This window comes from Aeromonas sp. PI_26, assembly GCF_027854445.1.
GTDB classification, from domain to species: domain Bacteria; phylum Pseudomonadota; class Gammaproteobacteria; order Enterobacterales; family Aeromonadaceae; genus Aeromonas; species Aeromonas veronii.
In genome coordinates this window covers 99,225-112,053 of record NZ_JAJNOE010000001.1, presented here as the reverse complement: position 1 = coordinate 112,053, position 12,829 = coordinate 99,225, and the positions used below count along the sequence as shown (strand labels likewise).

Sequence of the window (12,829 nt, the reverse complement as noted above, 5' to 3'; positions counted from 1 at the left end):
CAGTAACTATCATCGAAAGTTTTTATATAAAAATTTCAGAATTGATACAGGAAGAATATGAAAGAAAAGTCTGGAGAATATAAGAAAAAAATGTTTCAATGACAAATTTTTACTGCTAGCCATATAAGATAGCCTAATTCTAAATTCACTCCATGCCTTTCTTAATCCAATTCTTCTTTTCACTGCATTTTCATTCAACCTATAATCTAGTAAAACTTCATTTAAATTGGCTAGTTTATACCCACTCAAAATCAGCTTAATCCACAATGCCATATCTTCGGTAAGCTGAGTATTCACAGGATAACGATTGCCATCTGCAAAAACAGTAATTCTAAACATGACTGTTGGATGAATAAAAGGACAGCGAGTCACACTGAATTTAACTAAATCAGAATGAGTTTCTGGTAAATGCTTTTCGGCTAAAGCATAACTAGCACCGAATTCATGGCACGATGTCCCTAATATATCTATATCAGGATGCTGATTTAAATACTTTACTTGCCTGGCAATACGAGTGGGATGAGATATATCATCGCTATCCATTCTAGCTACAAAGTCATATTCTTTAGTTAGAATCTCGTCAATCATAGTATTAAGTGCATGTGCCAAACCACAATTGACATTCGACACCATCAACGTCACATTCGCATGGACATCACGTATCGAATTTAGAAGCGTTGATACTTCTGTGGACACAGGTCCATCTTGATAAAGATAAAGCGAACAAGGATATGTTTGCTTAAGTATACTGTCGATTGCATTTTCTATATCTGCGCATTTATCTGAGCGATAAACCGACATAATCACTGCAACACGCGCCTTCGATTCCTCAGTAACATCATTAAACATACTCGTCTACGCCTTAACAACCCAGAATTATCGATACATATAGCTCAAACAAAAGGCTTTATTCGTTTCAACAGCGAAGTTGGCATGAATAATGCCATTGATTTTAATGCTGGCTTGCAGACAAAAGATTTTATTGCAAAGCGCACTTTCAACAACTCGCTGGCATGAGAGCAGGAAAGAGCGACTCTAAAATAAACTTCCGCCCAAAAACATCTTGACACATCAAACTTATCCAATTCATTTTTGAATTTATCTGATATATAAGTTGCAGCAACCAAATATTTTTCATATTTAGAGCTTATTTGCGCTCCTGATGAATGGATTGTATAAATTAGATTCAAACCACCATCACTCATGACTTTTCCATGCTGAATCATGCGAAGCCATAACTCATAATCTTGCATTGCACCCAGTTTTTCATCAAACATTCCTGCGGCAATAAAAGCTGATTTACGAACTGCGGCGCAAGAGGTCGGCCCAATCAGGTTGCCTTGAGCCAATAGATGCTTAAGCGATAATTCATTGTCAGCTATCGGTTGCTTTGTTCTCACAACCATATCCAGATTATCACTCATTACAAACTGCACACCTGTATATACAAGGGCAAGTTGAGTATCACTTTCAAACAGACGCAATTTTTCAGATATTGTGTCAGCAGTGTAAGCATCATCATCATCTAGAAAGAAGATAATATCACCACTAGCGGCAAGTACGCCTTGGTTTCTGGCTTTATTACCACCAAGAGAAGTATCATTATTTATAACTTTAAACTCACAAATAGAATTTAGTGGCAGTACATTGTTTAATATTTTGGTGCCACCATCATTAACAATAACTATATCATCAGGGGTTATAACCCCCATCAAGATTGACTTGATTGCTCTAATTAGAAATTCAAATCTATCTTTAGTTGTAATTACGACACTAATTTTCAAGCTGCTACCTTTAAAATCACATATCAATTGAGTTATGCTGACGTTCAATATTTACAATCACCAAGACCAACAAGGATAGAAATATAAACAAACCATACGAACTAGCTAAATCATTTGATGTCATCCATGAAATCAACAGAGTTAAAAAAGCATAAAACAAAGGGAGTAAACAATTATTTGCAATTTGAGCATGTCTATTGATAAACGTATAGACCACAACAAAAACAATGTAACATATAAATATCAAAACCCCAATAAGGCCTACATTCAATGCAATTTCAAGCAAGATATTATGGGGATAAAAACCAAGATATTTAATGTAATTGTTGAGTCCCAGTCCAAAAGGATTATCAAGTATAAGCTCTAATGATTTTTTATAAGTTTCAAATCTAGGGTCTGCGCCCCCCACGACTGCAAGCGATTCCATTTTATAAATAAAATAACTATCAAAAATGTGGTCGTATAAAAAAGAAATTATTACATTCCCAATCATCACAAAAATAAAAATGGATAATGATATTATATATACCACAGTTTTGAAGCTTTTAAAAAATGAAACAATAAGAAACATGAAAAACATAGTAAATATGGCTGTTCGACCAGCCAGAGATAATACTGTGTAAGCAAGAATCAACAAGACAGAAAAATATACAAGTCTAACCTTCCCTTTGCCGTGGAAAAAATAACCCATCGCAACACTGCATCCAATTAATACTTGCATCGCAAGTATAAGATAACTTAACTCCCCACTACCAGAAGGTTTTACCACATTAAAAATAAATAACAACGACATTACCAGAGAATAAAAAATAAAAGAATGCAAAAAAAACTTGAAGTTTATATAATTAAAAATAACTGCGCAATATATTACGCATTGAATTATAAATATGATCCTAGTTAATGCTACTAAATCAGCATATCTATCATCTAATAATGGCGAAAATATATGTAGCAATAATAGTATGATCATCCCTGATATTGCCAATAGACTTCCTTTCATCATTTTAACATTCTTATATAGAATGCAATAAATTGAGATGCCTATCATCATAACAAAAACAATCATATTGACAACTGGGCTAAAAATGAAAAATTTAATGCTAGGGATAAATATAACTAAGGACAAAATAAATGTCGATATAATGGTGAATTTATCCTTCATTTTTCTATCAGCCCTTTTCGCCGATTAAATCATTAAGTAGGGAAACCCATTTACCACTCCACTGCTCTTTGCTAAATGAATTTGATATGGTATTTATTGAATTTCTTCTTACGTATTTTAATTGTTTATAATTTTCGATCACTATCGAGCACTTTTCTGTAAGATCTTTGACATCAGGTGAGGACATAAATCCATTATGACCATCAATAATAATATTTGTCATTCCACCAATATCTGTTGCTACACAAATGCAGCCACTTGACATGGCTTCTAATAATGATAGCGATGTACCTTCTGATCCTATGGATGGGACAAGTGCAATATCAAAATCACGATGAAAATTTATGCTGTCTTGACTTTTATAAGTTGTAATATTGACACGACCTGGGAATAGCTCTTGTAATCTCTCAATTCGATATTTTTCTGGTCCATCACCCGCAAAGGTCACGAATAAATGACTAAACTTTTCAAGAAGAATCTTGCAGGATTCTACAGCGAGTTCAATCCCACGTCGCTTTACAAAGCGGCGAGCAATTACCATTCTTACCGTTGCATCTGCTTCGGTATCGTAATCAACAAGTTTACTATCAAGTAACTCCGAGAAATTAGGGATAACAACAAAACGGGATTTTTCATATTCACTTGAAATATATGTTCTAATCCAGTTTTTGAAGTTGTAATCAACACAAACAACCTTAGCCCCATTTTTAACTAGAGTTCTTGCACGATATCTTTGTAACAGCTTATAAATTACAACAAGAGGAGAGTTTACAACAAGTTTCTTGATAAATGTATCTGTTGCTTCTGTATCAAACGCGATACCATGTTGAATATTAATGGATTTATAATTTTTTAGCTTAAAACTATATTGATCAGATCCCCATATAACAATGGTATTACTAGGTTCATAAGTGGACTGAAGACATTTCGACAATTTTTTTATTTTTCTCCTTTCATTGGGTTCTTTACAGACATCAACGCCTTTTACATAGTGGAGTCCTTTGTCTATAAAAAAGTCTTCGTTCCCATATTGTAATATAACAGGCTTCACACCAATCTTATGAAATATTACATCACAGAGATTTATCAAATAGGTTTGAATTCCGCCAATTGTAAGATCTTTACCATCTAGGTCGTACACTCTATTTGTTAAAATAATTAAATTCATTTTTCACCCAAATATATATTGCTTGACACAGAAGAAGAATACTATAAGAGATAATTAATCCATATGCTACCGAAAACGCGCCATTCTGACTATTCAAAAATATAACTGTCGACAGCATTAACAATGAAGACCATATTATATTAAATAGCAATGATGTATACATTTCGCCTTTTGCAATAAAATATTGTCCAGTAACCTTACATAAAGCACATGGCAATGCAGCTATAGACATATAAATAATAAGAGAGGATATATTAGTAACTTGATTGTCATAGAAGGCATCAATAACTGGAGAAGCAATATAAAGCAATACGATACAAATTAGTGTTGATATTAAATTCACTCCACAACTAACCATTAACACCTGACTGGTTTGTCGCTTAGATGCAGAAATTAATCTTGGCAAAAGTGCAGTTGATAAGGATTGTGGTATAAATGTAAGAGCATTAAACCACATAAGTGAAACTGCTATAGATGTTGCAGCCTGACTATCCTTATATATATTTAAGACGACAAAGATCTGCAACCAAGTAGCTAAAGAATATGTTAAATTTGAAAAGAATGCAGGCAGCGTAATATCAATAAATGGGTTTTTATATTTTTCATTACCTCCTGAATGTTCAGTATATTTAATTATGTTTTTTATCCGTGAAAAATATCTCATTATTGGATGGTACGTCATAAACACATAAAATAATGCCGTAGACAAAAAAACATAAAATGCGTTACCATCTTTAAATACATAGAGCAATAATAAAGAAATTAGGTACACTATTGTTGATACTATTCGATTGTACGATAGATATCCAAAATCTTTCATGGCAACCATATATGAAGATGCCACTACAGAAGAAATAGCTGCTACAGTTAAAATATAAAAATATAATGTAAAAAAATAATTCCCCGAAAACAAGCTCTCTGAAACAGGCTTCACAAAAATGATTGCCATAGTTAATACAATTATAGAAGTAAATTTGACACTCTGCCAAAAACTAGATAATTGTTTCAAAAAATAAGAATTGTTTTGACATAAAAGTTCAGACACAATTTTCACGATCGTTGTACTAAGTGCAAATCCAATTGCAGCAACAATCATATTTAGCGTTGAAATTAGTATAGTAAAATGTTGAAAGTCTGTATCTGATAATATTTTGGCAGTAATCACTGATAGAAAAATGAAGGATATTCTTACAACTGCATTACCTAAAAAATTAAGGATCGTATCTTTGATTAATGACTTGAACACTTTATATCTCCAGAGACTACAGAATCAAGTGTTCAACTATGTGTGCACAACTTTGTCCATTACCATATGGGTTATGTGCTTTGGACATAGTTGTATATGTAGATACATTTTCCAGTAAATGCTCTACCTTACTACAAATAACGTCAATATCGGTCCCCACAAGCACAACTGTGCCAGCGTCTACAGCCTCAGGACGCTCGGTAGTATCTCTCATAACCAAAACGGGCTTTCCAAGTGAGGGGGCTTCCTCTTGAATTCCACCTGAATCGGTCAAAATCAGATATGAACGATTCATGAGATAGACGAAAGGTAAATATTCTTGCGGTTCTATCAAATAGACATTATCTAGACCGCTTAATAAACGATTAACTGGCTCTTGCACATTTGGATTTAGGTGTACAGGATAAACGATTTGTACATCAGGATATTTTTTTGCAATCAGAGACAATGCCTCACAGATGCGCTCAAATCCACCACCAAAACTCTCTCTACGATGCCCAGTCACCAAGATCATACGACGGGATGCATCGAGGAACGGAAAACATGTAGCAAGATTATCGGAAAGCTCTCGATTATTCTCGATTTTATGCTTCACCATCAACAATGCATCAATCACTGTATTTCCTGTCACATAAATATGATTTTCATCATATCCTTCATCAAGCAGGTTTTGCCGCGATGTTGCTGTAGGGGCAAAATGGTAAGATGCAAGCGCACCAGTTAGTTTCCTATTTGCCTCTTCTGGCCAAGGGGAATAAATATTTCCCGTTCGTAATCCAGCTTCAACATGTCCAACTTTAATTTGTTCATAATAAGCAGCAAGGCTTGCCGCAAATGTTGTAGCGGTATCACCATGCACAAGAACAACATCAGGTTTAAAATCCTGCAAGACAGGCTTTAATTCCGTCAGTATTCTGGCAGTAATGTCGTTGAGAGTCTGACCAGCTTTCATAATATTCAGGTCATATTCAGGCGTTATCTCAAACAGCCCAAGCACCTGATCCAACATCTCTCTGTGTTGAGCAGTAACACAAACTCGAGCGTCAAAGCGTTCATCATTAGCTAACTGATGTACCAAAGGAGCCATCTTAATCGCTTCGGGTCTTGTTCCAAATACTGTCAAAACCTTTTTCTTATTCATGTTTACAGCCTTTTATATACTCTCAATACAATTAATGTGTCTTGTATGCATTTCTTTCTTTAAACTTTTTAACCCACCGCCCAAACTTCCATGCATATGTCAGACAAAGCGAATAAGCCACAAACAGCAACAGATAGAGCCCCATCATTAGCCACTCCGGTAATTTGGCCTGTTCGGCCAGAATACCGAAGAACACAACACCGAGGTTGGCAACGACAATCAGCAATAGGGATTCGCGAGGGGTAAAGCCGGCGTGCAACAGAATATGATGCAGATGATTGCGATCCGGGCGCAGAGGGGATTGGCCTTTGCGAATACGGCGGACCATGATGCCCACCATATCCATCAGCGGCAGGCCGATCAACCAGAGTGCTGTCACAGGGCGAAATGCAGGTTCCAGCTCATTATGTTGTGAACCAAACAGCACCAGATAGCCGATGATAAAGCCGAGGAACATGGAGCCGGCATCACCCAGGAAGATCTTGCGTTTGAAAGGAGGAATATTGAGATTGACGATCAGATAGGGGACCAGAGCAATGGTGATCACCAAACAGATATGAGTCATATCAGGCATGGTGCTGGCAAACAGAATAGATAGCCCCACGAGTGAAATACCTGCCATGCTGCCAGCCAGACCATCAATACCGTCCATCATGTTATAGGCATTGATCGCAGCACAGACCGCAACAACGGCAATCAGCAAGTCAATAAATGGAATTGTGATGTTCCCGATGCCCAGCACATCACCAAACTGATGGAGGCTGATATCGGTCGACAGGCAGAGGATAAGGATGAGCAATGCTTGCAGGGTCAGTCTGATCCAGGGGGAGATATCCTTGGCATCATCGATAGCACCAATCACCATCATGCAACCGGCACAGGCCAGCATGGTGATGATCGCGCTCTGCAGTGGAAGGGTGAAGAAGACGCTGAGGTATACCCCCAGACAAACCGCAATCCCACCAATCAGGGGGATCGCACCGACATGTTGTTTACGTTGATTCGGTAAGTCAACGAGTTGTAGCTTGGCAGACAGTGGACGCAAACAGGCGATAGCCAGCGCGGTTCCAACGAATGCAACCAGACCAGACGTTTCCATTATTGTTTTATCCCTAGAAATTTCAGGTTCGCTTCTGATGGCGACCTGCTTTTTATTTGCTTGATTACTGCCTGCCATCCAATTGATGGCAAAACAGCCAATGCCAGCTCAATAAACAACCAGATTATTGAAAAATTGAATAGCTACCGCCCCTGAGTTACAGCTCCCAGTGTGCATGCAGTCTTTTTATATTGTTAAAAGAGTTAGTAAATAGCGTTGTGATTTACAATCAGCAACCTCTGGCAAGAGGGGCGACAAAACCAGTCGCCACGCCAGCTATTCGCCATAACCCCTACACTGTGCACCAATATTTCACGCCAAAATGTAGGATAATTCCGAAATAGCGGGGGGGGATTGTACCTATGGTTCATCGAAATGAGTAGCCAATCTGGTCCATGACTGGCTCGATCGATTAAAAAACAAACAAATTGAGGGGGGAGCAAAAAAAAAGCGCCCAATAATGGGCGCTAATATAAAAACTCAGTGATTGGCAAGCAAAAAATCTATGTTATGTGAGGGCAATTTAACAACATTATCACTTGGTGGTAGCTGCTGCTTGGCCAGCCACACCAGATCACAAATACCATCCGTCGGTTCGAAGGCAGCCGGAGCATGCATCAGGATGTCGCGCACTTGCTGTTGATCAAAACGGTGACAAGCATCATCCAGCGAGGCCAGCAAGGGGCGCAGTCGCGACCAGGGCAGCCAGCTCTCTTGTGCCACCATGATCCGGGGATGCTCGGTTCCTCTGGCATCATCACCAATCAGTAACTCTTCGTAGAGCTTTTCACCCGGTCGCAACCCCGTCACCTCGATGGCGATATCACCATCGGGCCGCTGCTCATCACGCAGTGTCAGACCGCTGAGGCGTATCATGCGTTTGGCCAGTTCCATGATCCGTACCGGTTGACCCATATCGAGCACAAAGACATCGCCCCCCTCCCCCATGGCGCCAGCCTGGATCACCAGCTGGGCAGCCTCGGGTATCGTCATAAAGTAACGGATAATATCGGGGTGAGTCAGGGTGATGGGCCCCCCTTTATCTATCTGCTGCCTGAATAACGGCACCACTGAGCCGGAAGATCCAAGAACATTGCCAAAACGCACCATACAAAAACGGGTGCTGTGCTTCTCGCGGGTCAAGGCTTGCAAGATCAACTCGGCCAGACGCTTGCTGGCCCCCATGGTGTTGGTTGGCCGCACGGCTTTATCGGTAGAAATAAGCACGAATGTTTCCACCCCTGCCTCAATGGCCGCCTGTGCCGCATAAAGAGTGCCGAATACGTTGTTACGTACCCCTTCAATGATGTTGAACTCAACCAGCGGGACATGTTTGTAAGCAGCCGTATGGTAGACGGTCTGGATCCTGAAGCTCTGCATCACCGTCTTGAGACGATGCTGGCGCTGCACTGACCCCAGTAACGGCACCAGATCCGTTTCGATTTCTTCACGCTGACACTGCTCCCGCAGGTTCTTGTGCAGGACATAGAGGGCGTATTCGGATAGTTCGAACAGTACCAGAGTGGATGGCCGGCACCGCAAGATCTGGCGGCAGAGCTCAGAACCAATGGAGCCACCGGCACCTGTTACCATGACCGCTTTACCTGTGATATTGGCTTCCATCAAGGTGGTCACCGGCTCTACCGGATCTCTGCCCAACAGATCGTCGATGGAGACCTCATTGAGCTGATCTATGCGGGCAGAGCCATTGACCAGATCGGCCATCCCCGGGATAGAGAGCACTTCGCAAGAGAGGGGCTCAAGTGCATTAATCACCTCCTGACGACGCGCTCTGGTGCTGCTCGGCATAGCCAGCAAGATCTTCTGCACCCCATGGTGGTCAATCAAGGTTGGCAGCTGGGCGCTGTTATAGACAGTACACCCCTGGATTACACACCCCTGCTTGGCTGGATCATCATCAACAAAGGCAACGGGATAAAACTCATTGCCTTGCAACAAGGCCATTTGCAACTGTCGGCCCGAAGAGCCCGCGCCGTAAATCAACACCTGGGTGCGAGCCAAACGGGTGGTATTAAGGAGCGCCCGGAAAAACAGCCTTACACCACCAACCAGTAACACCAAAAAGGAGAGATAGATAACCGAGACCGTTCTCGGCAGAAAGATATCGAAGTAAAACGCAGAGAGAACAAAGAAACAGGTTGAAAGAAATGCCCCTAGCGAGATTGTCCATAACACCCGAAAGCTGACATATCGGAGCACTGCGCGATAAAGCCCCAGCCGTACAAACAGACTGAGGCTGACAATGATAATTGCGCCAAGGAGTGCCCAGTGATGCGGGCTATCGATTGGCCAATTATGTTCAAGCCGGATCCAGTACGCCCCCCAATAGGTCATGGTGATCAGGAGCATATCAACGGTGACAGAGATGGCACGCTTGCTGGCTCGTGACAGGGAGCCCAGGCAAGTCAGTAGCCAGCTCCCACCGGGTAAAAGCTCATTTCTCATTCTGGTACTCCTGCATTCAGGTGATACGCAAGAAAAGCTAACGGCAAGTAGGCAATGACCAGACCGCTCACACCATCGAGCTGGCCCAATACAATCATGACAGCGATCGGCGCAAGCCAGAGGCTATTTATAAGAAGCACAGCCAAAGTCACGTTTCGATGGCTCTGCCAACGCCTCGCCGCATACTGAAATGCATGGGTCCGATGAGCCTGGCTCAAACGGCATTTCAGGCGAAAGCGATTCAGCAAAGTCCAGGTCGCATCAACCACAAAGACTCCGAGCATGACGAGCCATGCCCACAGGAATTGAGGTGCAGATGCAGCATCCAGCAACATCAGGGAAGCCAGCATCAAGCCAAGAAATCCGCTGCCACCATCCCCCATAAAGATCCTGGCGGGCGGAAAATTCCAGCACAAAAAGCCCGCCGCCGAAATCCCCAGTAGCAGGATCAAACTGGCAGACGACCACTCCCCCCCAACCAAATAGTGAAATAACGCCATGAACAGGCAGACGACAACGGCCTCGCCAGCTGCCAAGCCATCGATGCCATCCATAAAGTTGTACAGGTTGATAAACCAGATCACCCCCAGCCAGGCCAGCAGGTAACCAAACCAGGCAAGATCCAGCTGCCAGCCAAAGAAGGTCAGCGCTGGCAAACCATTAACCGCAGATACCACCAAAGCTGCCGCCATGCTCTGCACAATCAGGCGGGTTCGGGGCTTGAGAGAGATGTGGTCATCTATAAAACCAACCAAGGCAATTCCCAGCGCCGCAGCCCATATCAATGCGAAGCTGCTCTGGGATATGCCAGAGGGCAGTGGGATCAGGGTGACAAACAACGGGGCTGCCAGCAGAAAGGTCGCCACGATAGCCATGCCACCGCCTCTCGGGGTGGGCACCTGATGCGAACTACGATGATTGGGTTGGTCAAGCAAGCGGGTCTGGGCGTAGCGCCTGAGCAGGCCGGTCATGGTGATTGAAAGAAACAGACAAAATATCGACAACAAAACAAATGCCAGCATCAAGACGACTCACTATGGATTGACGCCATCAGAGATAGAGTCTGAGAGAGCGAATAGGGTGCCGACCATTGTAATCGGCTCTGAGCCTTGCGGGTATCCATTTCCAGAGAGCCATAAATCCGTTGTAGCTTGGCATCAATCCCCAAACAGCGTCCAAGCACTCTTATTACTCCTGGTGGGAGATAAAAAAGCCGACAGCTAACGCCTTCTGCTTCTGCAATCGCCGCCAATAACTGCGACGTCGACACTGCGACAGGATCTGCGACTAAAAAGACCTGATTCACTGTAGCCGGGTGCGCCATCGCATGGGCAATAAAATCACACAGATTAGGTAACGCCAACAGGCTACGCGCATTGGTCAAGCGGGCAAAAGGGAGCGGGATCCCTTTGCGCACCCAGGTCATCATGCTGGCAAAATTAGCCTTTACCCCTTCCCCGTAAATAAGAGGAGGACGGATGATGGTTACAGCCATACCACACTCTTTCGCGAGTGCCATCAGCCCCTGCTCAGCCTCATATTTCGAGCGTCCATAGGGATCTTCTGGCGGACTTTGCACATTCTCATCAAATGGCTTGCCAGGCTCGGTCTGCTCGCCATTCACTTTGATCGAACTGATAAAGATGAAGCGCTTTACTCCTGCCTCAGCCGCTTGTCGAGCAAGAGCGAGGGTGCCCTCTGTATTCACCGCTCGAAAAGCCGCCAAAGGATCTGTCGCGGTATCCGACATCACGTGCACCCTGGCTGCACAGTGAACAACCACATCCACCTGTTGCAATTGGGCTGTCCAGTTTGCATCGGCAGTCAAAGAGGGAGCCTGAACCTGGTACGAAGCGAGCGGGCTACTGCGTACTGCACCTTTCACATTCGCTCCACACCTAAGCAGGTGTTCACAGACCGCTTTGCCTACAAATCCGTTGGCACCTGTCACCAAGACTGTACTTTTGATATCTGCCATTACCACCAACGCCAACCGTGAATATTGAAGAAAGTCACCATGGAACGCCCAAACATCCAGATATGGCGCCAGCCTTTGCGGGATGCATGCCCACCGTGATGAACGACCTTCACCTGAGGGACATAAGCAATCCTGCTGATCTTTCCTGCCCGCAAACTGATGTCAAAATCTTCAAAATAGAGGAAGAAGCGAGGGTCAAACCCTCCGAGCTGCTGCAGAACATCTGTGCGAAACAGCATAAAACAACCACTGACAATGGGTGGGTCCCACAGCACGTCACGATTGTTGAGCTGATCTGCCATCTCATATTTCGCCAAGCGAGTCTGGAATAACTTCTTCACAAACGCGGGCGCAAAACCACGCAGCAATAAATCAAATACGGTTGGATAGCGTTTACAAAGCCGTTGTACCTCACCATTTTCCCATGTAGCGAAAGGCGTCAATAATCCACAATCCGGATGTTGCTCCATAAACTCGAGCGCATTTTTCAGTGCATCTGGAGCAACTTCAAGATCCGGGTTAAGGATGAGGTGGTATTTTAAACTGCTATCATATCGCATGGATTGATTGTGTGCGATCCCAAAGCCAGGGTTATCATCACGGCCAATATATTTTATTGAGTTAAAGCATTGGATGGATTCTATATATTCTTTAATTTTTTTTGATGGTTGACTACTATTATCAATAACAACTAGGCTAGTGGATAAATCATGATGATTAAATGAGTTCAACGCATCAAAAAGCTTATCAAAAACTGTACCTAACAATATCTTATCAGGATTAAA

11 protein-coding genes are annotated in these 12,829 nt (G+C 42.6%); all 11 read right to left on the bottom strand.

Annotated elements, in window-relative coordinates:
• Window positions 1-9: 9 nt before the first annotated feature.
• Window positions 10-849 carry a glycosyltransferase gene (locus tag LRL22_RS00510; RefSeq protein ID WP_111807423.1) on the bottom strand — a complete coding sequence of 280 codons (840 nt, stop codon included), beginning with the start codon at window positions 847-849 and terminating at the stop codon, window positions 10-12.
• 44 nt (window positions 850-893) lie between these two features.
• On the bottom strand, window positions 894-1,784 hold the full coding sequence (locus LRL22_RS00505) for a glycosyltransferase family 2 protein (RefSeq protein ID WP_161506983.1): 891 nt from the start codon (window positions 1,782-1,784) through the stop codon (window positions 894-896).
• A 16-nt stretch (window positions 1,785-1,800) separates the two neighbouring features.
• A complete protein-coding gene (locus LRL22_RS00500) occupies window positions 1,801-2,787 on the bottom strand; it encodes an O-antigen ligase family protein (RefSeq protein WP_270904449.1) in 987 nt (328 codons plus the stop codon).
• A gap of 166 nt (window positions 2,788-2,953) precedes the next feature.
• Window positions 2,954-4,114, bottom strand: a complete 1,161-nt coding sequence (locus LRL22_RS00495) for a glycosyltransferase family 4 protein (protein WP_270904448.1) — start codon at window positions 4,112-4,114, stop codon at window positions 2,954-2,956.
• Window positions 4,089-5,360: a hypothetical protein gene (locus tag LRL22_RS00490; RefSeq protein ID WP_270904447.1), complete on the bottom strand. Its 1,272-nt coding sequence runs from the start codon at window positions 5,358-5,360 to the stop codon at window positions 4,089-4,091. The genes LRL22_RS00495 and LRL22_RS00490 overlap by 26 nt, the downstream gene beginning before the upstream one ends.
• Before the next feature lie 16 nt (window positions 5,361-5,376).
• The gene (gene wecB, locus LRL22_RS00485; protein WP_270904446.1) at window positions 5,377-6,501 is read right to left on the bottom strand and encodes a non-hydrolyzing UDP-N-acetylglucosamine 2-epimerase; all 1,125 of its coding nucleotides are present in this window, start codon (window positions 6,499-6,501) and stop codon (window positions 5,377-5,379) included.
• Between the two features lie 31 nt (window positions 6,502-6,532).
• Entirely contained in the window at window positions 6,533-7,678 is a 1,146-nt protein-coding gene (gene wecA / locus LRL22_RS00480; RefSeq protein WP_270904445.1) for a UDP-N-acetylglucosamine--undecaprenyl-phosphate N-acetylglucosaminephosphotransferase, read from the bottom strand.
• A gap of 402 nt (window positions 7,679-8,080) precedes the next feature.
• Entirely contained in the window at window positions 8,081-10,066 is a 1,986-nt protein-coding gene (locus tag LRL22_RS00475) for a nucleoside-diphosphate sugar epimerase/dehydratase (RefSeq protein ID WP_100654172.1), read from the bottom strand.
• Window positions 10,063-11,088 carry an MraY family glycosyltransferase gene (locus tag LRL22_RS00470; protein WP_270904444.1) on the bottom strand — a complete coding sequence of 342 codons (1,026 nt, stop codon included), beginning with the start codon at window positions 11,086-11,088 and terminating at the stop codon, window positions 10,063-10,065. The genes LRL22_RS00475 and LRL22_RS00470 overlap by 4 nt, the downstream gene beginning before the upstream one ends.
• Entirely contained in the window at window positions 11,088-12,044 is a 957-nt protein-coding gene (locus LRL22_RS00465; protein WP_270904443.1) for a UDP-glucose 4-epimerase family protein, read from the bottom strand. The genes LRL22_RS00470 and LRL22_RS00465 overlap by 1 nt, the downstream gene beginning before the upstream one ends.
• Window positions 12,044-12,811 (bottom strand): glycosyltransferase family 2 protein, encoded by a 768-nt coding sequence (locus tag LRL22_RS00460; protein WP_270904442.1) that lies wholly within the window; start codon window positions 12,809-12,811, stop codon window positions 12,044-12,046. Before LRL22_RS00460 ends, LRL22_RS00465 begins: the two co-directional genes overlap by 1 nt.
• Window positions 12,812-12,829 lie beyond the last annotated feature (18 nt).

Coding starts and splice junctions, on each gene's coding strand:
- LRL22_RS00475 (WP_100654172.1), bottom strand. CDS start 10,066: ATGAGAAATGAGCTTTTACCCGGTGGGAGCTGGCTACTGACTTGCCTG.
- LRL22_RS00510 (WP_111807423.1), bottom strand. CDS start 849: ATGTTTAATGATGTTACTGAGGAATCGAAGGCGCGTGTTGCAGTGATT.
- LRL22_RS00500 (WP_270904449.1), bottom strand. CDS start 2,787: ATGATGAAAGGAAGTCTATTGGCAATATCAGGGATGATCATACTATTA.
- LRL22_RS00470 (WP_270904444.1), bottom strand. CDS start 11,088: ATGCTGGCATTTGTTTTGTTGTCGATATTTTGTCTGTTTCTTTCAATC.
- wecB (WP_270904446.1), bottom strand. CDS start 6,501: ATGAATAAGAAAAAGGTTTTGACAGTATTTGGAACAAGACCCGAAGCG.
- LRL22_RS00465 (WP_270904443.1), bottom strand. CDS start 12,044: ATGGCAGATATCAAAAGTACAGTCTTGGTGACAGGTGCCAACGGATTT.
- wecA (WP_270904445.1), bottom strand. CDS start 7,678: ATGGCAGGCAGTAATCAAGCAAATAAAAAGCAGGTCGCCATCAGAAGC.
- LRL22_RS00495 (WP_270904448.1), bottom strand. CDS start 4,114: ATGAATTTAATTATTTTAACAAATAGAGTGTACGACCTAGATGGTAAA.